The organism is Clostridium sp. OS1-26 (assembly GCF_030915445.1).
Lineage (GTDB): Bacteria > Bacillota > Clostridia > Clostridiales > Clostridiaceae > Clostridium_AM.
The window spans coordinates 4,215,209-4,237,184 of sequence record NZ_CP133264.1 but is presented as its reverse complement, the minus strand read 5'-3'; the positions used below and the strand labels follow the sequence as shown (position 1 = coordinate 4,237,184).

Sequence of the window (21,976 nt, the reverse complement as noted above, 5' to 3'; positions counted from 1 at the left end):
AGATTATACGAAAAACTTAAGTATAAACAATGCTGCTATTATATAAGTAGTTATTGTTACATCTTTTCCTTTACCTACTAGTACCTTTAATGCTACATATGACACTATTCCAAATATAAGACCATCAGAAATACTGTAAGCTAAAGGCATCATAATTATTGTTAAAAAAGCTGGTATAGCTTCCGTAAAATCTGTTAAGTCTAATTCTTTTATTGGTGATAGCATAAATAGTCCCACTAGTATTAATGCTGGTGCTGTTGCTGCTGATGGTATCATGAGGAATAAAGGTGATATAAACAATGCAATCATGAACATCACAGAAGTTGATACTGCTGTTAGTCCTGTTCTTCCCCCTGCTGCAACACCTGAAGCGCTTTCTACATAAGTGCACACTGTGCTAGTACCAAAGCATGCTCCTAACGTAGTTCCTATAGCATCTGACATCAATGCTTCTTTTGCTCTTGGAACATTTCCCTTTTCGTCTAACATTCCAGCTTTTGTTGCAACACCAACTAAAGTTCCGATTGTATCAAACATATCCATAAACAATAAAGTAAACAATGCTATAAACATATCTGCAGTAAAAATATGATTCCATTCAAACTTTAAAAATATCGGGCTAATGCTTGGAGGCATGCTAAAAACTGCATTTGGAAGTTTTGTTATCCCCATAGGTATACCTACAATGGTTGTAACAACTATACCTATAAGTAATGCTCCTTTTATATTTCTTGCTAGTAACACTCCAGTCAATATAACACCTATTATAGCAAGTAATGCTGGTCCGCTGGTTATATTTCCCAATGACACTATTGTTCCGGATTTAGGATGCACAACTATACCTGCGTTTTCAAGGCCTATAAATGCAATAAACAATCCTATTCCTACAGAAATTGCTTTTTTTACATTTACCGGTATTGAATCAATTATAGCTTCACGAACATTGAATATTGTAAGAATAATAAATATAATTCCTTCCAAAAAAGCTGCTGTTAAAGCGAACTGCCATGTATGGCCCATTCCAATTACTATTGTAAATGCAAAAAATGCATTAATTCCCATCCCTGGTGCTTGTGCAAAAGGCAACTTAGCATATATACCCATAAGCAGTGTTGATACAATTGCTGCTAATGCTGTAGCTGTAAAAACTGCACCAAAGTTCATTCCTGTTTGAGATAAAATGCTTGGATTTACAACTAATATATAGGCCATAGTCATAAATGTAGTTATGCCTGCTAAAATTTCAGTTTTTATATTAGTTTCATTTTCTCTAAGTTTAAAATATGATTCCATAAATTTCTCCTTTGTAATATTTTGTAGAATTTTTTGTCCTTGTACATATTAGCAAAGGATTATTTAAAAGTCAACATTTTTCACGAACATTTTAACCACAAACACTAATTATATTTTGTATTTACTTTGTAACATACATAAATATAACATAGGATTCAAAGGTCAAAACCCTATAATTTTTTCACATAATGTTCGTATTAATTTAAACAGATATCATTATTATGTATATATATCCGACTTTGTCACTTGACTTAAATAAGATTCATAAGGATACATATGATATTTTTAGTCTTCAAATGTTAGACTTTTAACAAGTCTGTCTTTTCCCAATACTGTGTTTGGAAAAATATTTGTTGCATTCTCAATATAATCTTCTGGTGATATTAGAGAGGGACTGTAGTGAGTAATCCACATTTCCTTAACTCCTCCCTCTTTTGCTAATGTTGCAGCTTCTGAAAAAAGCATATGATTATTTTCTAATGCCTTTTCTATATAGCTATCTTCTCCATACATACCCTCACATATAAAAAGATCAGAATTTTTTATGAATTCCTTTAGTTCCTCTACTGGTCTTGTGTCAGTACAATATGATATTTTTAACCCTTTTCGCTCTTCTCCTAAAACCATATCTGGAGTAAACCATCTGCCATCGCTTTTAACATCTTCACCCTTTTGCAATCTATTCCAAAGCTTTACTGGTATTTCATTTTTAAGAGCCTTATCTTTATCAAATTTTCTAACCCTTGGTACCTCTATTGAATATGAAAAACAAGGCACTGTATGCTGAACAGATATTATATTTATATTAAATCCATTAAGACTTTCTGAAGCCTCTCCTTGTCCATGCATTTCTAGTAAGTCAATCTTATAAGGAAGTACAGGTGCTATTACCCTAAGACCATTTACTATCTCCCATAAACCTTGTGGTCCTATTATTGTAATAGGATCTATTCTATTTGAATTAGCTATTGTGAGCAATAATCCTGGTAATCCTGCAATATGATCTGCATGAAAATGTGTAAATAATATTGTATCTATAGATTTGAGTCCCCAGCCAAGAATTTTTAAACTAACCTGGGTTCCTTCGCCACAATCGATTAAAATTTTCCTACCATTGTAAGATACAATCATAGATGTAAGACATCTATTTGGTACAGGCATACTTCCTCCACATCCAAGCAAACAAACATCAAGCATAAACTTATCCCTCTTTCAAAATTAAATTATTTAAACTTTATCCGATTGCTACCATCCGTAACACTTCCATCTTTTTTATATGGAAATGTTACGGATAATACGCCCCTGGATATGTTCTTATAAGCCTCAGGTAGAAGATATGTACTTCTCATAAGCAAACTCCACCTGAGCCTAAGAATCACTTAATAATCATCTTTTAACATACTGCATGCATTAGCTTCTATTTTATGTCCACCTATAATACAATTGCCATCTTTGTCCTCTTGAATATCATCTGAATTAATTCTGTTTTCAATTATTACTTTTCCAGCATTTACAATATAGTTGCTTGGTAAGTCTCCCAAATCTGTTTTTGAATCTTTTTTATAATTTTTGCTCATAATAAATCAACTCCTTCTAATATTAGATTTTCCGCTGAAAAATGTTTTATACTATTAAGGATTTTTTATTTAATAAAATAAAGCTGCATTTTATTTTCATACTGCAGCTTTACGTATATATTTCCTATTAGTTTTCTAAGCGATCATTATCAAATCATCAACTTTACATCCCAGTACTCTTGCAAGGACAACTACTTTATCAAAACTCGGATTTCTCTTATCCCCTCTCTCAAGTTCTTCTAAATAAGATTTTGAAATAGAAGTTTTATACTTTTTGTTTTTCGTGAGATTTTGAATATCCAAGGTTGTATATCCAAGTCTTAGTCTAATTTCACGAATTTTTTTGCCATTTAACATAAGAAAACCCCCTATTCAGTTATGAAAATCCTTAATGTAATTATAACTCTTTTTTATTAAAAGTTATAGTAAATTTTCCTATTTTAGAACCATCTTGTCTTAAATAAAAGAATATATTTTAACCCAAAAGGGTAAATTATTATTGTATATAATTTATGTGGAGGTGCTCAAATGGATAACAATAAAAACCACTTAAAGACGGATATCAAATCCGATGCTGAACTTAGAAAAATGTATCCAAAAGATGGTGCTAATATAGGAATAATGAATGGTGAAAAAATTGGATCACACGAAAACGGAAATAAATTTACTAAACGTTCTAAGTTATCACACAATAAATAAATTCTATTATATGTAACATAGAGTATTATTATTTGTATATAATATGTATTTACCTCCAAATATAGGATATACTTAAACAAGTATGTCCTTTGTTTTTCTACTCCTCTACAGACATATTCTACTTTTTTGTAGTATAATGTATTAGACAAAATAAAGAGGTGGTTTTTATGAAAGATAAAATTCTCCATTTGCTTAGAGAGAATGGGAAAAATTTTATATCTGGACAGCTAATAAGTGAAAAACTTGGAGTAAGCCGTACCGCTATATGGAAGTACATGAATGCTTTAAAAGAAGAGGGCTACCATATAGAATCTATATCTAAAAGAGGTTATAAACTTCTGTCATCTCCAGACTTATTGACCTTTGAAGAAATAAGTAATAGTTTAAACACTAAGTATATAGGCAGAAATATTATGTACTTCCAGACCATTGAATCAACAAATAATAAGGCAAAAGAACTGGCAAGTCATTTAAGTAATGGTACTGTTATTATAAGCGAAGAACAGACTTTAGGCCGAGGCAGACTTGGGCGTATTTGGACATCTCCTAAATATAAAGGAATTTGGATGTCTATTATATTGAAACCAGACATAGACCCTCAAAGTGTTGCTATGGTGACCCAAATAGGTGCAGCTGCTGTAGTTAAAACTCTTAGCGAACTCGGTATACAAACTTATATTAAATGGCCAAATGATATAATTTTGAATGGCAAAAAGGTTTGTGGAATACTTACAGAAATGAGTGGAGAAATAAATAAGGTAAATTATATAGTTATGGGCATAGGTATAAACGTTAACATAGACAAAGGAGAATTTCCTGAAGAATTAAAGAACTTAGCTACTTCCCTTAGTTGTGAAATAGGAAGCGTAGTAAATAGAAAAGAAATAGTTACTAATTTATTAAACAACTTTGAAGTTCTGTATGATGAGATTATACAGAAAAATAGCATTGAAAGTTCTATAAAAATTTGTAGAGAAAATTCTATTTTAATTGGTAAAGAAGTAAAAATTATAAAAAGAAATGAAAAAAACTTTGGGAAAGCTATTAATTTAAGCAATACGGGAGAACTAATAGTTCAATATCCTGATGGATCTGTAGAAGAAGTAATATGCGGAGAAGTTTCTATAAGAGGCCTTAATGGAAATTATACACCTTAATACAGGGTAATAGGATCGAAAGTTAACTTATACAACCGGATATGTTGCCAAGCTTCAGCATGTTAAAAACTTTTAGCCAGTCTAAAGCTCGTGTTTTAAGCAAAGAATCAAAATCTTAAGCGACTATGCTCAGTCGGACCAACTTATCAATTAGTATTTGATAAGTCGCTCGTGAAAAATCATCTAGGCTTTTCACCAACTTAAAGTTCTAAGGTTCTCTTAAAGCCCTTCACTAAGACTGGCACAAAGTTTTTAAATCTACTTCATTATATAATGCTTAAAAGTTTGTATATTATATTCCATATATCTGAATTTTATCTCCTACCTACCGTCACCAACAAACTTAAAGACATGTTTATAAATTTACAACAATAAATAGTACTCCAATATGCATCAACTGATCAATTAGATTAATTATGACAAATTCTAAAGACATCTCTTTATATGTAATCATATAGCATTTTACATAATCAATAGCAAAATGACTTAGAAAAATTATTAAAAATCTGTATATATTAAATGATTGAAAAAATATTAATGTTAACCCAACGGGTAAACTATACAATGCTGCATGTAAAGCTAAATATCTCAAATCTTGTCTCTTTAATTTTGATAAATCTCTTCCTTTAAGAAGCTTACTTAAAATAGCATTTCTCTGAAAAAGTATATCCCCAATAATATGTGAAAATACTAATAGTATATATAATTTCATATCCCAATCCTCTGCTTGATTACTTATCCTAAATTTCTATAAATATTATTACATTAAATAAGATGCTATTCAAGTTATTTATCCGATGTCTGCCGTCACTAACACCCTAGCGCACTCTATTTTCCATTTTATCGATGTATGTATTTAATTTATATATATTTTTAATTTGTTAAGTTAGTTTACTTTTTATTTTACTTTACATAATATTTGAATTGTTAACTAATAAAATATAAAATTTATATTTGAAAATATATAACCTTAAAAGGCAAACATCTACTAAAAGATGTTTGCCTTTTAAAATTCTATACTAACGCAGTTCTTTTTAAAGTGGGTATTATTCTATATGAAAGCACAGTTGTTACTAAACATTTTGCTAAATCTCCTGGAATGAAAATTAAACACCCTGCCTTTAAAGCACTATACATCGTTATCTTTGTGCCTACTACATATTTAAGTACAATATAAAGGTAAGGAACTCCTATTGCATAAGATATTACTAAACCAACTAAAGTAGCTATAAATAATCTTTTCAAACTTGGCTTATCTGCAGTTTCCGATATTTTCCCTATAGCATATGAAGCAACAATAAATCCAATTAAATATCCAAAAGTAGGCTTAAATATATATGAAATTCCCCCACCAGCAGTAAATACCGGAATGCCTATAAGTCCTATTACGACATAAATAATCTGTGAAAGAGCTCCAAGTCTTGCTCCTAATAAAATACCAGATAAAGCTACAAATAAAAACTGAAGTGTTATAGGTGCTGGGCCGACAGGTATTTTTATAAATGCTCCTATTGCTGACAGTGCTGCAAACATTGATACTAAAATAATATCTCTTGTTTTAATTTTCATAATAACTCCTCCATTAATGCAACTATCATTGTAAACTTTTAATTATCTATTGGTTTACAATAATAATACTACAGGTCTAAAGCATTGTCAACTAACAATGCTCTTTATAGGTAACAATATTGTTTTGATTTTTATTTTGTATAAAGAAGTAAATCTATGGCACTATTACTATAATGTAAATATAGTAATATAATAAATTATAGAGAATATCATAGGTTAGATAGGAATTTAAGAATTTTTAGGAGGCTTAAAATATGCATGTAATTGATTTTCACTGTGATACTATTCATGAATTACTAAAAAGTGAAAAAGATTCGAACCTATATAAAAATAATCTAAGTGTGGATATAGAGAAAATGAAGAAAGGTGGTTCCCTAGCTCAGTTTTTTGCTCTATATATTAATTTAGAAAAGACTAATAATCCCTTAGATACTTGTTTAAAAATGTTAGACAAATTTTATATAGAACTGGATAAAAACAAAAAACACTTATCTTTAGCAACTAATTACAATGATATCATTAAAAATAATTCAGAAAATAAAATATCTGCCTTTATTACAATTGAAGGTGGAGAAGCTTTAAATGGTAGTTTATATAACCTGAGAAATTTCCGTAGATTGGGGATTAGATTGATTACTTTAACATGGAATTTTCCAAATGAAATAGGTTTTCCTAATTGTAAGGAAGAATATATGAGTAAAGGTCTGACTACTTTTGGTATAGAGTTAGTGGAGGAATTGAATAGATTATGTATGCTTATTGACGTATCTCATCTATCTGATAGAGGCTTTTATGATGTAGCTAAATTTTCTAAAAAGCCTTTCGTAGCCTCTCACTCTAATTCTCGTACTATAACAAACCACCCAAGAAATCTTACAGATGATATGATTAAAATTTTATCTGAGGTTGGTGGTATATTAGGTATAAACTTTGAAGAATCCTTTTTAGGCACAAATTCCCCTGCCAGGATTTCTGATATGGTAAAGCACATAAAACATATAAAAAATGTTGGCGGGATTGAAGTTATATCACTTGGATCAGATTTTGATGGCATAGACATTCCAAGCGAAATAGAAAATATGGCTCAAATGAGAAAACTAATAGATGAATTGAAAAAAAATCATTTTTCTGAGGAAGACATAGAAAAAATATTTTATAAAAATGCATTAAGAATAATTAAGGATGTATTATAAAGTGAAACTTGAATCAGATGAGGTTTTAACCCCACCTGATTCTTAGTTGAACGAATCCAGGGACATAGCTGCTCTTTACTCCCTGTTTGAGAACAGGGAGTATTAGAGCAGGTAGTCATCGGATAAACTAAAGACAAGCTACTTTGCTTGTCTTTATACATATATTTTTCCTTCAATTCTTCTATCGTAATCGGACCATGTATTTGGTTCAACACCTTCTCTTATTTGCCCTATTTTATTTAGGAAAGCATCTACCTGATCAGCAAAGTGTACAATATGTGCTTCTTCTGTATTAGGCTTTTTAGGAGAGCCATACTCTAACTTTCCATGATGCTGAACTATACATCCTTTAATTCTCTCCTTAAAGTCTTCACTATATAAATCTAAATTATTATTAAAGGCTTCTTCTAACATCTGCACACCTATAACAATATGTCCTTCCATCTCTCCTCTTAAAGTAAAAGAAAAAGGTCCATCAACAAAATACTCTACAGTTTTTCCTATATCATGGAGCTTTGCTGCCAATATTGCAATCTCTTTATTTCTAGCATTATATCTATATGCGAGCATTTTAGTAAGATACATTACATTTAGGGTATGCTCTGCTAATCCGCCTATATAGTTATGATGTTGACTTACTCCGCCTATACCTTTTTTAAACTTTTCTACAAACTCCTTATTACTAAAAAAGTAGTTATTTAACTCTATGCATTCCTTACTTTTAAATTCCTCTTGTGACATTTCTTCCAATTCTTTCATTATATCCTCTATTGGTCTATTCACATAAGGAAGATAATCTTCCATTAAAAATTCCTCAACTTTTTTGAATTCTTTTATCTCAAATATGTTTTCTAATACACCTTTTACCTTTATAACATCTCCTACTTTTAAGATATCCATAGAATCTGCTATTGATGCCTTGATATCTCCCGATTTATCACCAATATAAGCAATAGTCTTTTCTTTGTCCCTAAAGAGTTTTTTCATTATCATAAAGGTTGAACTTACGTTTTCTCCAGGCTTTACTTCTTTTGCATATATGTTCTTCATTTCTTCACCTCTTGCAAATTTTCATAATAATATATAAGTATCAGCTATTTATTATTATGTATTGTTTCATTGAAAGTTATTAAAGGAAATATATTAATAATTTTCTTTTAATATTTTTGTTGACAGGTGGAAAATTAAATAATATAATAAAATAAAAATATACCTATACCCCGTATATGTAAGGAGGTTAAATTATGAATATAATTTTTGATGATAACACAAAAGAAGCTTTAGTAAAAAACTTAGAAGAAAAAAATAAATCTGCTGTTAGATTAATGGTTAGAGGTTTTGGATGAGGAGGTCCTATCTTAGGAGTTGCTCTGGATGAGCCAAATGCAGAAGACGAAATAGTAACTGTTAATGGTGTAAAATTTGCTATTGAACCAGATTCTTCTTATCTATTCGATAATTCAAAAATAGTTTATACCAAGGGAATTTTCGGAAAAGGCTTTAATGTTATTCCTGCTGGTGGTAATAAAGGTTGCTAAAAATTTATGAAGACAGCTAATAACAAAATGTTTGTTATTAGCTGAAATTTTAAAAAAGCTGTAAACACATAGTGTTTACAGCTTTTTATGGTGACCCTTAGGGGAATCGAACCCCTGTTACCACCGTGAAAGGGTGGTGTCTTGACCGCTTGACCAAAGGGCCTTATTAAGTTATTTCAAAATTTTAATTGGCATTTATGGTGACCCATAGGGGACTCGAACCCCTGTTACCACCGTGAAAGGGTGGTGTCTTAACCACTTGACCAATGGGCCTTATTAGTATTTATTACACATACTCCATCAAGCACAATAAGTATGATATCTTATTTTCCCCCATATGTCAACATATTTTTTAATTTATTTAAATTTACTATAGTAGACACAACAATATTAGTTACTCTCTCCTTTTTCCACAATAAGGACAATATTCAAAATTGCTCTCTATCTCTTTGCCGCAATTTTTGCATTTATGCTGAACATGATTATTGTAATATCCATATTCCATGGATTTTAAGTCCCAATAGGTAATCGCTTCCTCTTCTCCCCTTTCTGCTCTAATTCCCTTCTCCTTTGATATTTCATACATTGAATTGCAGCGGTTACAAACTAGATAATACCTTTCATTCCATCTAAATAAGGGAAGAAAAAATATATGAAAATATGAGTATACCTTAAACAATGTAAGTCCAGATACGGCATCACAATTTTTACAGGATAGATTTCTAATGGCCCTAATCTCTTTTTTCTTATCTTCTATACCAAAAATACCTACAAAAAACACTGCTATTACCTCCTAATATTATAAAGACTTCTATAACTTATATAGTGTCAAGCTTCATATATAAAAATTCCAACATATATTTTAACATAAGAGTTTTCTTTTATCTATTGTATTCTAATGATTATAAGTTAATTTTCGACTTTAACCCTATAATTATAAAAAACTAATGTAGTTTTGCATAAAAATTGATATAAGGTTATCATAATATATAGTGATAGTGAAAATTTAATTATAAGAAGGTGAACCTAAATGATTTTGATAAAAAACATAGAAGTTTTTTCTCCTCAATCTCTAGGCAAAAAAAATATTTTAATTTTTTACAATAAAATTGCCTATATTTCTTCTGAAGTAAATTTACCTGATAAAAATTTTCCTGAGATTAAAGTAATTGACGGAGAAGGTCTAACTGCAGTGCCTGGATTAATAGACCTTCATGTACATATTACTGGTGGTGGTGGTGAAGGTGGTTTTACTACAAGAGCTCCTGAACTTACACTAACAAACCTTACCATGAATGGAATCACTACCTGCATAGGCCTTCTTGGCACTGACGGAACTACAAGAAGCATGGGTAACCTAATTGCCAAAGCAAGGGCTCTTGAAGAAGAAGGAATGAGTACCTTTTGCTGGACTGGATGTTATGAGATGCCTACAAGAACAATAACAGATAGTCCTAGAGGCGACATTGTTCTTGTAGATAAAATTATCGGAGTTGGCGAAATAGCAGTATCAGATCATAGGGGTAGCCATCCATCAGAAAATGATTTAGTTCATTTAGCTAGTGAAGCTAGAGTTGGTGGAATGATCTCAGGCAAATGTGGTATTTTACACATGCATATTGGAGATGGAAAAAAAGGACTTATTCCTGTAATGGATATGGTTAAGGATTCAGAAATTCCTTATGACAATTTACTTCCTACACATATAAACAGAAATCCATTAGTTTATAAACAATCAATTGAGTATGCTAAAAATGGAGGATTTGTAGACATAACTACTGGTATTAAACCTGAAGGCGATGACGCTGTATATGCTTCTGATGTTTATAAAACTCTACTTAATGAGGGTATATCTCCTTATAGCATTACTATGAGTTCAGACTCTGGTGGAAGCATGCCTATATTTGATAGTACTGGAAAACTATTAAAGCTGACAATAGGCTCCCCTTCAACGGACATGGACACAATAAGAGAGTGTATAGGCAAAGGTCTTTCAATGGAAGAGGCCCTTATTCCATTAACAGCTTCTCCTGCTAAATTCCTAAAATTAAAAAACAAAGGTAAAATTGAGGAAGGTTACGACGCTGATTTACTTCTCTTAGATAAAAACTTGAAACCTCATACAGTATTATGTAAAGGCAAAGTTATGGTTGAAAATTATAAACCTGTAGTATTTGGAACCTTTGAAAATAAAGTATAGAGATAAAAAACCGAAAGTTAACTTTCTAGTTAGTAACCCTATAGTGTAATAAACTAAAAGTCAGCTTATCCAAACATATAAGCTGACTTTCATCTTAGTATACTTATATAGATATTTAAATTTGATAATTGACTTAAACTTAGGTATTAATAGGGGTACATCTGGCAGTACATTTACTGATTTTATGTTAGCTCTTAGCGAAGCTGCTTTAGAACATCATCAATTTTAAATACTGTTTGAGCATAGCGAGTCTATTTAAGATTGTTGAGGTTCTTAGCAGCAAGCTTTAGAGATAACTAAAATTAGTAACCGTACAGAAGAGGTATCTCTATTAATACCGATACTAAGTCAAGCACCTAGGTTGAACATCTATATTACATTTCCATCAGTTGATATAGTTACTTCTTTATATGGTACTATAGTTTGTGAGTTAAGCATTGCATTTTTAACTGCACTCACTATTCCTCCACAGCAAGGTACTTCCATTCTAACTACTGTAATACTCTTGATATTATTCTTTCTTAGAATTTCAGCAAGTTTTTCTTCATAGTATTTTACATCATCTAATTTAGGGCATCCTATAACTGTAATATGATCCTTAATGAAATCACTATGGAAGTTTGCATAAGCATAAGCTGTGCAGTCTGCTGCAACTAATAGGTCAGCATTCTTTAAATATGGTGCCTCAGTATTTATAAGTCTAAGCTGTACAGGCCATTGTCTTAATTCTGATAATGACTCCTCTAAATTTGATTTTCTAATATTTGATTTTACTGTTGACACTGCCTTTAAAGGCTTTCTTTCTATCATTTTAGCAGCGCTACCTGGGCATCCACATGGCAAAGGTTTATCTTCAGTTTTTTTCATTCTTTCTGCTATTTTTTGAGCTACAGCTTCTTCATCATAAGCTTTACTTTCTCTTTCAATAATTGTTATAGCATTAGTTGGACACTCTGGAAGACAATCTCCAAGACCATCACAGTATTCATCACTTATAAGCACTGCCTTACCATCTATCAATTCAATAGCGCCTTCATGACATGCATGTACACATAGTCCACATCCGTTACATTTTGATTTATCTATATTTACAATTTTTCTTATCATAATAAATTTCCTCCTCTTGTCTTATTGTCTTTATTATAATAAAATACACTTATATATGTCAGTAACATATGTTACCTTATATATAAATACATAGTTTATTCAAACCTTTTCCATTATACATATTATTTGGAGGTAAGATTATGAAGGACTTAATAAATATATTGAAACAATGTATTCTTATGAAGAGCTTTAGCGCAAATGACATTGAAGAGCTATTAAAAAACATAAATTACTCAGTCAATTCCTACTCTAAAGGTGAAATTATAGCATTAGAGGGCTCTAACTGTTCAAGCATTGGAATTGTACTTAGTGGAAGTGTAGAAGTGCAAAAAATATATGCATCAGGAAAAACAGTAACAATAAGCAAGCTTAATGAAGGGCATATTTTTGGCGAAGTAATAATATTTTCAAACAGAAACACCTACCCCGCAACAATTGTATCTCCTGAAAATTCAAAGATTATGTTTATATCTAAAGAAAATATACTAAAATTGTCTAGTATAAATTCAATATTTTTAAATAACTTTATGACTCTTCTATCTAACAAAATACTTATGCTGAATAATAAATTAAGAAATATATCATATCAAACAATAAGGCAGAAGATAGCATCTTATATTTTAGATGAATATGAATCGCAGCAAAAATTAACCATTAAATTAAGCTGCACAAAAAAGAGATGGCTGAACAGCTTGGCATTCCACGCCCTTCTCTTTCAAGAGAACTAATCAACATGAAAGATGAAGGTATAATAGATTTTGTTAAAAACACTATTACTATTTTAGATTTGGAATTATTAGAAGATATTCTATCAAATTAAAATGGGAAACGAATTACCGTTTCCCTAATGTTCGTATTTATATACTTTAGCAGCAGCGTCTTCCACCAAATCCACCGAATATGATCAATAGAATTATTATCCCAATTATGCCACTGCCTCCGAATCCAAATCCAAATCCGTCAGATCTACAACAATGTCTGTGTCCCATAAAGTCTCCCTCCTTATTATCTTTTAGTATTAATCTAGTATAAATTTCTTCATCTGTTTCTATAATAACATTATATTTATATACCTTTGTAAATGTTACTACATTTTTCAAATTAGTTAATTTAGAATTAAAATGGGAAACGAATTACCGTTTCCCTAATGTTCATATTCATATAACTTAACAGAATCCGTTTCCACCAAATCCACAGAATATGATCAATATAATTATTAGGCAAATTATGCCACTGCCTCCGAATCCTCCATCAAATCCGCAGCAATGTCTGCGTCTGCGACAACAACAATGTCTGTGTCCCATAAAGTCTCCCTCCTTATCATCTTATAGTGTTAAATCTAATATAAATTTCTTCATCTGTTTCTATAATAACATTATATTTATGTGCCTCTGTAAATCTTACTACATTTTTCAAATTGTGCTTCCTCATGTAATATTAAATCTAAAGTATCCTTTACAATTCTCTTCATCTGCTTCTTATAATAACATTATATTTATATACCTCTGTAAATGTTACTGCATTTTTCAAATTATATTTTAAAATTCTTATAGTATTGTGATATTATATAATTGTATATGTTTCATAATCATTTTAATAAATATAATGACATTACATAAATTTTATAATTCAATATCAGGGGGAATAATTATGGATGAACTTATTATTGAAAACAAATTGCATGAAGCTTTCAATGAATTAATGCCTTACATGCAGTATTTTTTTGAGGATGAAATAGCCTTTACTATGTCTACTACAGACCATTTTATAAAGGTAGTTAATAGCACAAATATAAATATGAATGCTAAACCTGGAGATCCATTGAGACCTGGCGGCGCTGCCTATGAATGTATTAAAGCTAAAAAGCCCCTTACACTCATGGTTCCAAAAGAAGTATTTGGAGTTGCCATTAAAGCTATAGGTATCCCAGTAAAAGATGACCGTGGCACTATAGTAGGAAGTATTGTTCTAGTGAAAAGTTTAAAAAGATATAATGAAATATTAAGTTTATCTAAAACTTTATCAGAATCTTTAGATGAGATCTCCCAAGCCTCTGGATTAATTTCTTGTGGCATAGAAGAAGCTGTACATTCTAACGATACGGTGTTATCTGAAGTACATGAAGCGGCAAGTAACGCAAAGAATACAGATGAAGTATTGAGTTTTGTAAGAAATGTAGCATCTCAAACAAACCTTTTAGGCTTAAATGCTGCTATAGAGGCTTCCAGAGCAGGCGAACATGGACGAGGCTTCTCTGTAGTAGCTAACGAAATTAGAAAATTATCTAATTCCAGCAGTCAATCTATAAATGAAATAAACAACACTCTTACCAAAATAGAGACTTCGGTAAACAGCATTGCCCAAAGTATTACTTCTACTACGGACACTTTTAAGGAACAGTTATCGCGAATTCAGCAAATGGATGCTGCTTTGCAGAATTTAAATTCTCTAGCAGCAACTTTAAAAAAAATGGCGGAATAAAATATAGGGTTATAAGCTCAAAACTTATAACCCTATATTTTATTTAAATTAGAATGGCTTAAATATTATCCCTTTATCTTGAAGTAGTAGTTTTATCTTATCCACTACCCCTTCAGCTTTATCATATTTAGGTATGTGTAAGTCATAATTTATATTAGTAGTTATCTCTTCCCCTACCCATATTTTAATAATTTCTTTTGAATCTACGGAAGTTTCCATTATCTTTAAGTCATCGCTACTAAGCTCAACTGCTGTAACTATTGGTATTGTTCCTGAGTCTACAACTATATTTGATACTTCTGCTAATCTTCTTAAATGCTCTGCTTTGTTTTCTTTTTCCGAATGCTTAATATCAGCATCTACTCCATAAATCACGTTGCTGATTCCTAGAAAATACACCATTCTGCCATCTGAAAACAGTTTTCTTTCAAGTGCCTTTGCTATGCTTTTCTTCCCAGTATCTTCTTGTCCGGTTATACATATCAAGGCAGGTTTTTGGCCAAACTTTTCTGATCTTTCTTCTATGGTGATGTGGCTTTTTTCCCATTTGTAATTTCTTATAATAACTTTATCTCTTACCCAAGTTTGTTCATCTTCTAAGTCCTTTAGTATTATTCCCCCGCCAGCTATTTCATAGTTATCTACAATTACAAATCTGCTTGTTTGCGCAATTTCATGAGATAAATCAAAGGCAATTGGTTTATCTGTTTTCAAAATACATTCTGCTACCTCATGTCTGTCTATAGACTCCTTAATCTCATTATCTAAGTTAGAGGCATCAACTACTTTAGTAATTTCTTCAACTTTAACCGCAACCTTTGCTGTACCAACTTTTAATATATAATCTTTTTCCTTTATCATTGGCTTTCTACCAAGCCAAAATAGATTGACCTTTATTCTACAGGTAATTTTAGGTTTATTCTCACTTAAAACAGTCGCTAGTTCTCCTCTTTTAATATATATCTGTTCGTCTAATGTAAATCCTGCAGCATATCCTGAAGTTATACTTTCTCTCTCTTCTGCATTAAATACTTCTATAGATTTAACCTTGCTTTTTTTTCCTGAAGGGTAAAATACTACTTCATCTCCTACATTTATTCGCCCAGTTTCAATAGTTCCAGCTACAATTCTTCTATTATCTCCATCCTTTGTGAATTTGTATATTGCTTGCACAGGCATTCTAAAAGGCTTATCATCTGGAAGTTCTTCCTTCTCAAAACCATCTAATACACCTAAGACAGACTGTCCTTCATACCAAGTCATTTTGTCTGATTCTTTAACTATATTTTCACCAAAGAACCCACTTACAGGTATAAAACACTTTGGTTCTACATCTATCTTATTTAAAAATTCTGTATAATCTCTTACAATATTATTAAAGGTTTTTTCACTATACTGAACTAAATCCATTTTGTTAATTAAAACTACTACATTTTTTATACCTAGCATAGATAGTAAATATCCATGTCTTTTAGAATTTTCTTTTATTCCTTCCTCAGCATCTATAACAAGCAATGCAACTTCTGCTCTTGAAGCACCAGTTACCATGTTTTTTAAAAATTCTATATGACCAGGCGCATCTATTATGATGTAATCTCTTTTTTCTGTTTTGAAAAAACATCTAGCTGCATCTATTGTTATTCCCTGCTCCTGTTCATCTTTTAAAGCATCTAATAAAAATGCATATTCAAAAGGCTTTGAATTTCTCCTACATCTTTCTTTAACCTGTTCTAATTTACCTTCTGGCAGGGAATTTGTATCCGCTAATAATCTACCTATTATAGTGCTTTTACCATGATCAACATGTCCTACTATTACAATATTCATATCTTCTCTAACAAAACTCATTTAACTTCCTCCATTTCTATAGCTGCCTTCTTAACTACTTTACATATAGCCATTCTTTCTAAGTTCTTCTAAACCGCCGCCATCTTCTTTATCCTGAGCTCTGCCAGATCTTTCAGCGATATTAGCAAATTTACCGGTTTTAAGTTCTTCAACTATTTCCTCTACAGTTTTTGAGGTTGATTCTACTGGATTAGTGCAAGGCCAACATCCGAGTGAACGATACCTTTTGCCGTTGCCTTGATCAAAGTATAAAGATACTATAGGAATATTCTCTCTTTGTATATACTCCCATATATCAAGCTCTGTCCAATCTAAAAGAGGATGAATTCTAACATGAGTTCCTAGTACAAAATCCGTTTTGTATTGATTCCAAAATTCCGGTGGTTGTTCAGCTATATCCCAATCATTATTCTTGTCTCTAGGTGAAAAATACCTCTCTTTAGAGCGACTTCCTTCTTCATCAGCTCTTACACCTACAATAATTCCTGTAAAAGCTTCTGTATTTTTATCTATTTCGTATTTTCCTGTGTCATGATTCAATCTATATCTTGGCCACTCTCCATTTAAAGTATTAGTTAAAGCCTCTGTCTTAAGCCTTTTGCAGCACTCTAATCTTGTAACATTACCATCTGGGAATGTTTCTTTCTTATCAAGAGCTTCTCTATTTTCTCCATAAATCATATCGAGTTTCCATTCTAAAGCCAGCCTATCTCTGTATTCTATCATCTCCGCTATTTTATAATGAGTATCGACATGAACTAAAGGAATAGGGACGTGTCCAAAAAATGCCTTTCTTGCAAGCCACAATAGCACTGTACTGTCCTTTCCAATGGACCATAACATTCCAAGATTTTTAAATTCACTATATGCTTCTCTTAATATATGAATACTTTTATTTTCTAGTTTATCTAAATGATTCAACTCGATCCCTCCATGCTTCTATTTCTGTGTTTAAATTATAAAAATGTTTTCTTTATCATTAACAATATAAAAGCCTTTTTCATTCAGAGTATTCTCTCTGTTATATGTCATTTCGCTTGAATCTAACTGTCTAAAAATACCTCCAGCTTCTTCAACTATGCACTGCATAGCTGCAGTATCCCATTCTGAAGTAAGACCAAAGCGGTAATATAACTCTGCTTCTCCTTTAGCTATTAAACAGCCTTTTAGTGAACTTCCTGCACTTTTTACCTCTTTAAACTTATCTTTATTTTCTTCTATTAATTTAGACAATTTTTCTGAAGTATGTGATCTACTTGCTACTAATGTTAAATTTTCTTTCTTATCTGAAACCGCTAATTTCTTAATAAAACCTTCTGATTGCAAATAAGCTCCAAAACCTTTAACAGCATAATAAATCTCCTTTGTTACCGGAACATATATTACTCCTAAAATTGATTTATGCTTATATGTTAGAGCAATATTTACTGTAAATTCTCCATTTCTCTTAATGAATTCCTTAGTACCATCTAGAGGATCAACTATCCAACACCAATCATCTTTTAATCTGCTTCTGGTATCTTTTCTTTCTTCAGATAGTATGGAGTGCTCCGGAAAATGTTTTATTAATTCACCTAAAATTATCTCATTAGCTTGTTTATCTGCTGCAGTTAAGGGAGTATTATTCTCTTTATACTCAACTTCTATAGAGCCATTATATATTTCCATTATTTTTTCTCCTGCTCTTATAGCTGCATCTATAGCCACATTTAGTTCATTGCTAAGCTCCATAACCTTCTCACTTTCTAATTAATATTTATTTGATTCCTTTGTATTAATTTTTACTATATGGATCTTTCCCTTTGAATCTGTAATATTCCATTCCCAGAAGTCTCCGCACTTTTTTACAGTCATTGATCCTCCAGCACCACCTATATCTTCTCCTAAAAAATATCTTATTGCTGATGTACTGCATTCCTTCAGACAAGCAGTACATCCCCAACATTCATTTTCATATTTTATATAGGCTTTTTTGTTTTCGTCTCCATATATTAAGTTTCCGGGACAAACCTTAATGCATTTACCACATCCAACACATTTGTTCTTATCAACTTTAATGCTCATAAGTTTCATCCCTTTCAATTAAATCTCTAAAAATAATTTTTACTTTTCCATTTTCATAAATAGAATTTACATATTTAAGCCAGTTTACATCATCCTTTTTCGGATAATCTTCATTTTCCTGATAACATCTCCATCTTGTTTCCTTCCTCGTCTTAAGATGCTCAATCACTGTCTTGCAAACATAGAGTCTATCAATTATTTCATAAATAAACATCAACTCATGCAAATCTCTTGCCTTTAGCTTATATGCAGACGCCATTAGTTCATCAATTTTTTTCAAGGCAATTTTTAAGCTTTTATAATTGTATCTGTATGCCTTGGAAATTCCACCAGCATATTTGTCCATTATGTTTTGCATAGCTTCTTCAGCTTCTTTTATTGAAAATAAACTTTCATTATTATAAAAAAACTTATTTATTTTTTCTAGCTTATCCTTTATTTGCTCATGATCTAATGTTTTTAATGTTCCACTCTTCCCATTCTTAATAATTGATTCTGCGGCTATTTCTCCTTCTGCAAAGCATCCTGTTACATATTTCTTAGGACTTCCACCAGCAACATCACCTATTGCATATAACCCCTTAAGTGTTGTCCTTCTATCATTATCAACCCAGTAGCCGCTAGCTGTGTGACCACCTACTATATAAGGTTCTGTACCATATATTTCAACATTTTCTTGTGATGGCGCTGTATTTCTCTCTATCCACTTTAGTGTTTGAGCAGGTGCCATATTTAAATATGCTTTAAATAATTCCTTATCAAGCTCTTCTGATATACCTTCTGTATTTAAATAACATGGCCCATTTTCTCTGTAATTTTCCATGATAGTTGCATATAGTCTCATATGAGTCGTAGGTTTCCCATATTTTTGAACATAATGTTCTCCATATTTATTTATTTGTTCAACTTTGACTCCCTGTGCTATTGTTCCAGTAGGTGCTATTGTATTTTTGCATCTTAAAGCTATGAATCTCATCTCAAAAGATGTCATTTCCGCTCCTGCTCGTATTCCCATAGCATAACCTGCTCCTGTATTGAAAGGACTATACCACATCTTATGCTTGGAGAATCCAGGGTTGTTAGGTTTATAAAGTCCTGATGCACCACCGGTTGCACATACAACAAACTTAGAGTATATGGCATAAATAACATTTTCATCGATTGAGAACCCTATGGCACCAATTACTTCTTTATCTTTTACTAGATAATCTATTATGTTTACTCTATTTAAAACCTTAATGTTAGCTTTTTTATTCACTTCAGCAGCAAGGATTGGCTTAATATTTTCACCATTGATTTTTATGCTTCTTTTATCTCTTTGAATATAGTTACCTTCATCATCTTTCAATATAGGAAGCCCTAAATCCTCAACTTTTTTTGTTACTTTGTTAAGCCTTTTGGCAATGCTGTATACTAAATCTTCACGAATCACATTTTCTGAATCTCTTTTTACATACTCAACAAAAGATTCTTCACTTTCTCCTTTGCCTATATATGCATTTAAAGCATTGACTCCAGCAGCTAAGCATCCGCTTCTTTTAATATTTGCTTTTTCTGCAATTATAACTTTCAAGTCAGATTTTTCAGTAATAGTTAGTGCGTTAAAGCATCCCGCAGTTCCTCCGCCAATTACCAAAACATCTGTTTCTAGTACTTCTGTTTTAAAATCCAACTTATATCTCCCTTTCATCTTTACAACTTAACTTCCAATCCCCATTTTTGTCTTATGTTTGCTTCTATCTTTCCAAACACAATATTATCTAGTAAGAGGCCAATAACTATAATTACAATCATAACCGCTACTACCTGACTGATATCTGCAAGATCCCTTCCTACCATTAGTACTTGACCCAGTCCCTTTGTTACAGCAAGCATTTCTCCAGCCATTAATGCTCTCCAAGCAAAAGACCATCCCTGCTTCATTCCTGCAACAATTGAAGGAAGAGATGCTGGAATTACAACATGCATGTAGAGCTTAAGCCCTTTAGCCCCCATTGTCTTTGCTGCTTTTATATATAAAGGATATACATTACTAATAGCGCCTTCTGTTGCTATAGAAATTGCAAAAATAGATCCCATTGCTATTACAAATATAATTGTCTTTTCACTTAAACCAAACCAAAGTATGGCAAAAGGCAGCCAGCAAATACTAGGCAGAGTTTGAAGCCCTAGTAGAAGTGCTTTAATGTTTTCTCCTATATATTTGTAACGAACAATAAACAATCCTAAGGAAAGGCCTATGACAACAGATAACAAATACCCTACTATAAGCCTTTTCATGCTAGCTGATACAGCAATCATAAGAGTGTTGTCTATAGCTAAAAAATAAAGACTTTTAAACACATCAATAGGTGATGGAAAGGTGTAAGATTTCCAGATTAAAAGTACATCAACCCCTACTTTATATACCAATTCCCATATCACTATCAGAAGAATATAAAATGCTATTTTTTTCAATGCTCCAATCATTGTCGTATTCAGCTTTTGCAACCTTTTCAACCTCCTCTTTAAGCTCCTTCATTACTTGCGCAGTAATATATGCTAAATCTACATTCTCTATATTTCTTGGTCTTCCAAGCTCTATCTTAAACTCTTTTTTTACCTTTCCTGGATTTGTGGACATTACAATTACTCTATCTCCCAAAAGCACTGCTTCTTCTACATTATGAGTGACAAATATAATTGTTTTCTTTGTCTCCCACCAAACCTTCTGAAGTTCTGACTGCAGGATGCTTTTTGTCTGACTATCAAGAGCAGCAAAAGGTTCATCCATTAAAAGCACCTCTGAGTCTAAGGTTAAGGCTCTTGCTAAAGCAACTCTTTGTCTCATTCCACCGGAAAGTTCATGAATAAATGAGTTTTGGAATTTTGCTAAATGTACCATTTTAAGATAGTGAAGAGCTTTTTCTCTTCTCTCCTTCTTTGGAATTCCCTTCATCTTCATTCCAAACTCTACATTATCTATAACTTTCAGCCAAGGAAATAAAGCAGATTCTTGAAACATAACAGCTCTATCAACACCTACTCCATTTATTTCTTTTTCATTTAAATATATCTTCCCCTCGCTTGGAGTTTCAAGGCCTGCGATTATATTTAAAAGTGTAGACTTTCCACAGCCTGAAGGTCCAAGAAGACAAATGAACTCACCCTTTTTAAAGGAAAGATTTATATTATCTAAAGTATAGGTTTCCTTGTGCTTTGATATAAACTTTTTGTTAACCCCTTCAATTACTAAACTCAAATTAACTAC

At 31.7% G+C, this 21,976-nt stretch carries 23 protein-coding genes, 2 tRNA genes and 1 pseudogene; 6 read left to right on the top strand and 20 right to left on the bottom strand.

The genetic code is table 11. The features are described 5' to 3' along the window. Positions 1–3 precede the first annotated feature (3 nt). From RCG18_RS20990 to RCG18_RS20975, 4 genes are all read right to left on the bottom strand, one after another. Positions 4–1,293, bottom strand: coding sequence for an NCS2 family permease (locus RCG18_RS20990; protein ID WP_308037961.1), 1,290 nt, complete (start codon positions 1,291–1,293; stop codon positions 4–6). Positions 1,294–1,578: 285 nt separating this feature from the next. Beyond that, the gene (locus tag RCG18_RS20985; protein ID WP_308037960.1) at positions 1,579–2,490 is read right to left on the bottom strand and encodes a ribonuclease Z; all 912 of its coding nucleotides are present in this window, start codon (positions 2,488–2,490) and stop codon (positions 1,579–1,581) included. Between the two features lie 182 nt (positions 2,491–2,672). After that, positions 2,673–2,870 carry a hypothetical protein gene (locus RCG18_RS20980; RefSeq protein ID WP_308037959.1) on the bottom strand — a complete coding sequence of 66 codons (198 nt, stop codon included), beginning with the start codon at positions 2,868–2,870 and terminating at the stop codon, positions 2,673–2,675. 135 nt (positions 2,871–3,005) lie between these two features. Continuing rightward, complete coding sequence (locus tag RCG18_RS20975) at positions 3,006–3,227, bottom strand: helix-turn-helix transcriptional regulator (protein ID WP_308037958.1); 222 nt, start codon at positions 3,225–3,227, stop codon at positions 3,006–3,008. A 171-nt stretch (positions 3,228–3,398) separates the two neighbouring features. Between RCG18_RS20975 and RCG18_RS20970 the strand changes: the two genes are divergently transcribed. Both RCG18_RS20970 and RCG18_RS20965 read left to right on the top strand, forming a co-directional pair. After that, positions 3,399–3,569 (top strand): hypothetical protein, encoded by a 171-nt coding sequence (locus tag RCG18_RS20970; protein WP_308037957.1) that lies wholly within the window; start codon positions 3,399–3,401, stop codon positions 3,567–3,569. 167 nt (positions 3,570–3,736) lie between these two features. Next, positions 3,737–4,726 (top strand): biotin--[acetyl-CoA-carboxylase] ligase, encoded by a 990-nt coding sequence (locus tag RCG18_RS20965; protein ID WP_308037956.1) that lies wholly within the window; start codon positions 3,737–3,739, stop codon positions 4,724–4,726. 355 nt (positions 4,727–5,081) lie between these two features. Here the strand turns inward: RCG18_RS20965 and RCG18_RS20960 are convergent, their stop codons facing one another. Beyond that, positions 5,082–5,438 (bottom strand): DUF3307 domain-containing protein, encoded by a 357-nt coding sequence (locus RCG18_RS20960; RefSeq protein WP_308037955.1) that lies wholly within the window; start codon positions 5,436–5,438, stop codon positions 5,082–5,084. A gap of 302 nt (positions 5,439–5,740) precedes the next feature. Then, positions 5,741–6,295: a biotin transporter BioY gene (locus RCG18_RS20955; RefSeq protein ID WP_308037954.1), complete on the bottom strand. Its 555-nt coding sequence runs from the start codon at positions 6,293–6,295 to the stop codon at positions 5,741–5,743. Positions 6,296–6,549: 254 nt separating this feature from the next. Between RCG18_RS20955 and RCG18_RS20950 the strand changes: the two genes are divergently transcribed. Continuing rightward, complete coding sequence (locus RCG18_RS20950) at positions 6,550–7,488, top strand: dipeptidase (RefSeq protein ID WP_308037953.1); 939 nt, start codon at positions 6,550–6,552, stop codon at positions 7,486–7,488. 153 nt (positions 7,489–7,641) lie between these two features. On the opposite strand, the gene RCG18_RS20945 is transcribed toward RCG18_RS20950, so the two are convergent. The 4 genes from RCG18_RS20945 to RCG18_RS20930 all read right to left on the bottom strand — a co-directional run bounded on the left by RCG18_RS20945 (position 7,642) and on the right by RCG18_RS20930 (position 9,807). Continuing rightward, positions 7,642–8,538 (bottom strand): HD domain-containing protein, encoded by an 897-nt coding sequence (locus RCG18_RS20945; RefSeq protein ID WP_308037952.1) that lies wholly within the window; start codon positions 8,536–8,538, stop codon positions 7,642–7,644. A 576-nt stretch (positions 8,539–9,114) separates the two neighbouring features. Continuing rightward, positions 9,115–9,189 (bottom strand) — tRNA-Glu (locus tag RCG18_RS20940). A gap of 35 nt (positions 9,190–9,224) precedes the next feature. Next, a tRNA-Glu gene (locus tag RCG18_RS20935) sits at positions 9,225–9,299 on the bottom strand. 121 nt (positions 9,300–9,420) lie between these two features. Beyond that, positions 9,421–9,807: a zinc ribbon domain-containing protein gene (locus RCG18_RS20930; RefSeq protein WP_308037951.1), complete on the bottom strand. Its 387-nt coding sequence runs from the start codon at positions 9,805–9,807 to the stop codon at positions 9,421–9,423. 249 nt (positions 9,808–10,056) lie between these two features. Here RCG18_RS20930 and iadA point away from each other — a divergent pair, with 249 nt between their 5' ends. Further along, entirely contained in the window at positions 10,057–11,226 is a 1,170-nt protein-coding gene (gene iadA, locus RCG18_RS20925) for a beta-aspartyl-peptidase (protein WP_308037950.1), read from the top strand. A 369-nt stretch (positions 11,227–11,595) separates the two neighbouring features. On the opposite strand, the gene RCG18_RS20920 is transcribed toward iadA, so the two are convergent. Continuing rightward, complete coding sequence (locus tag RCG18_RS20920) at positions 11,596–12,333, bottom strand: 4Fe-4S dicluster domain-containing protein (RefSeq protein WP_308037949.1); 738 nt, start codon at positions 12,331–12,333, stop codon at positions 11,596–11,598. 140 nt (positions 12,334–12,473) lie between these two features. Here RCG18_RS20920 and RCG18_RS20915 point away from each other — a divergent pair. After that, a pseudogene (locus RCG18_RS20915) lies at positions 12,474–13,153 on the top strand (Crp/Fnr family transcriptional regulator). 46 nt (positions 13,154–13,199) lie between these two features. Here the strand turns inward: RCG18_RS20915 and RCG18_RS20910 are convergent. Then, entirely contained in the window at positions 13,200–13,433 is a 234-nt protein-coding gene (locus tag RCG18_RS20910) for a hypothetical protein (protein WP_308037948.1), read from the bottom strand. A gap of 66 nt (positions 13,434–13,499) precedes the next feature. Beyond that, positions 13,500–13,637 (bottom strand): hypothetical protein, encoded by a 138-nt coding sequence (locus RCG18_RS20905; protein WP_308037947.1) that lies wholly within the window; start codon positions 13,635–13,637, stop codon positions 13,500–13,502. 346 nt (positions 13,638–13,983) lie between these two features. On the opposite strand from RCG18_RS20905, the gene RCG18_RS20900 reads away from it, so the two are divergent. After that, positions 13,984–14,814 carry a methyl-accepting chemotaxis protein gene (locus RCG18_RS20900; protein ID WP_308037946.1) on the top strand — a complete coding sequence of 277 codons (831 nt, stop codon included), beginning with the start codon at positions 13,984–13,986 and terminating at the stop codon, positions 14,812–14,814. 48 nt (positions 14,815–14,862) lie between these two features. On the opposite strand, the gene RCG18_RS20895 is transcribed toward RCG18_RS20900, so the two are convergent. The 7 genes from RCG18_RS20895 to RCG18_RS20865 are packed head-to-tail and all read right to left on the bottom strand — an operon-like array spanning position 14,863 to position 21,967. Beyond that, positions 14,863–16,662, bottom strand: coding sequence for a GTP-binding protein (locus tag RCG18_RS20895; RefSeq protein ID WP_308037945.1), 1,800 nt, complete (start codon positions 16,660–16,662; stop codon positions 14,863–14,865). Positions 16,663–16,701: 39 nt separating this feature from the next. Then, positions 16,702–17,583 (bottom strand): sulfate adenylyltransferase subunit CysD, encoded by an 882-nt coding sequence (gene cysD / locus RCG18_RS20890; protein ID WP_308037944.1) that lies wholly within the window; start codon positions 17,581–17,583, stop codon positions 16,702–16,704. A 30-nt stretch (positions 17,584–17,613) separates the two neighbouring features. After that, positions 17,614–18,393: a 3'(2'),5'-bisphosphate nucleotidase CysQ gene (gene cysQ / locus RCG18_RS20885; protein ID WP_308037943.1), complete on the bottom strand. Its 780-nt coding sequence runs from the start codon at positions 18,391–18,393 to the stop codon at positions 17,614–17,616. Positions 18,394–18,411: 18 nt separating this feature from the next. After that, complete coding sequence (locus tag RCG18_RS20880; protein ID WP_308037942.1) at positions 18,412–18,726, bottom strand: ferredoxin family protein; 315 nt, start codon at positions 18,724–18,726, stop codon at positions 18,412–18,414. Continuing rightward, on the bottom strand, positions 18,716–20,398 hold the full coding sequence (locus tag RCG18_RS20875) for an adenylyl-sulfate reductase subunit alpha (RefSeq protein ID WP_374118942.1): 1,683 nt from the start codon (positions 20,396–20,398) through the stop codon (positions 18,716–18,718). The genes RCG18_RS20880 and RCG18_RS20875 overlap by 11 nt, the downstream gene beginning before the upstream one ends. Positions 20,399–20,418: 20 nt before the next feature. Continuing rightward, a complete protein-coding gene (locus tag RCG18_RS20870) occupies positions 20,419–21,195 on the bottom strand; it encodes an ABC transporter permease (protein ID WP_308042070.1) in 777 nt (258 codons plus the stop codon). Then, positions 21,128–21,967, bottom strand: a complete 840-nt coding sequence (locus RCG18_RS20865; protein ID WP_308037940.1) for an ABC transporter ATP-binding protein — start codon at positions 21,965–21,967, stop codon at positions 21,128–21,130. Before RCG18_RS20865 ends, RCG18_RS20870 begins: the two co-directional genes overlap by 68 nt. Positions 21,968–21,976 lie beyond the last annotated feature (9 nt).

Bases quoted from the DNA above. Each gene is read 5' to 3' on its own strand.
- RCG18_RS20990 (WP_308037961.1), bottom strand. From the start codon at position 1,293: ATGGAATCATATTTTAAACTTAGAGAAAATGAAACTAATATAAAAACT.
- RCG18_RS20985 (WP_308037960.1), bottom strand. From the start codon at position 2,490: ATGCTTGATGTTTGTTTGCTTGGATGTGGAGGAAGTATGCCTGTACCA.
- RCG18_RS20980 (WP_308037959.1), bottom strand. From the start codon at position 2,870: ATGAGCAAAAATTATAAAAAAGATTCAAAAACAGATTTGGGAGACTTA.
- RCG18_RS20975 (WP_308037958.1), bottom strand. From the start codon at position 3,227: ATGTTAAATGGCAAAAAAATTCGTGAAATTAGACTAAGACTTGGATAT.
- RCG18_RS20970 (WP_308037957.1), top strand. From the start codon at position 3,399: ATGGATAACAATAAAAACCACTTAAAGACGGATATCAAATCCGATGCT.
- RCG18_RS20965 (WP_308037956.1), top strand. From the start codon at position 3,737: ATGAAAGATAAAATTCTCCATTTGCTTAGAGAGAATGGGAAAAATTTT.
- RCG18_RS20960 (WP_308037955.1), bottom strand. From the start codon at position 5,438: ATGAAATTATATATACTATTAGTATTTTCACATATTATTGGGGATATA.
- RCG18_RS20955 (WP_308037954.1), bottom strand. From the start codon at position 6,295: ATGAAAATTAAAACAAGAGATATTATTTTAGTATCAATGTTTGCAGCA.
- RCG18_RS20950 (WP_308037953.1), top strand. From the start codon at position 6,550: ATGCATGTAATTGATTTTCACTGTGATACTATTCATGAATTACTAAAA.
- RCG18_RS20945 (WP_308037952.1), bottom strand. From the start codon at position 8,538: ATGAAGAACATATATGCAAAAGAAGTAAAGCCTGGAGAAAACGTAAGT.
- iadA (WP_308037950.1), top strand. From the start codon at position 10,057: ATGATTTTGATAAAAAACATAGAAGTTTTTTCTCCTCAATCTCTAGGC.
- RCG18_RS20920 (WP_308037949.1), bottom strand. From the start codon at position 12,333: ATGATAAGAAAAATTGTAAATATAGATAAATCAAAATGTAACGGATGT.
- RCG18_RS20905 (WP_308037947.1), bottom strand. From the start codon at position 13,637: ATGGGACACAGACATTGTTGTTGTCGCAGACGCAGACATTGCTGCGGA.
- RCG18_RS20900 (WP_308037946.1), top strand. From the start codon at position 13,984: ATGGATGAACTTATTATTGAAAACAAATTGCATGAAGCTTTCAATGAA.
- RCG18_RS20895 (WP_308037945.1), bottom strand. From the start codon at position 16,662: ATGAGTTTTGTTAGAGAAGATATGAATATTGTAATAGTAGGACATGTT.
- cysQ (WP_308037943.1), bottom strand. From the start codon at position 18,393: ATGGAGCTTAGCAATGAACTAAATGTGGCTATAGATGCAGCTATAAGA.
- RCG18_RS20880 (WP_308037942.1), bottom strand. From the start codon at position 18,726: ATGAGCATTAAAGTTGATAAGAACAAATGTGTTGGATGTGGTAAATGC.
- RCG18_RS20870 (WP_308042070.1), bottom strand. From the start codon at position 21,195: ATGATTGGAGCATTGAAAAAAATAGCATTTTATATTCTTCTGATAGTG.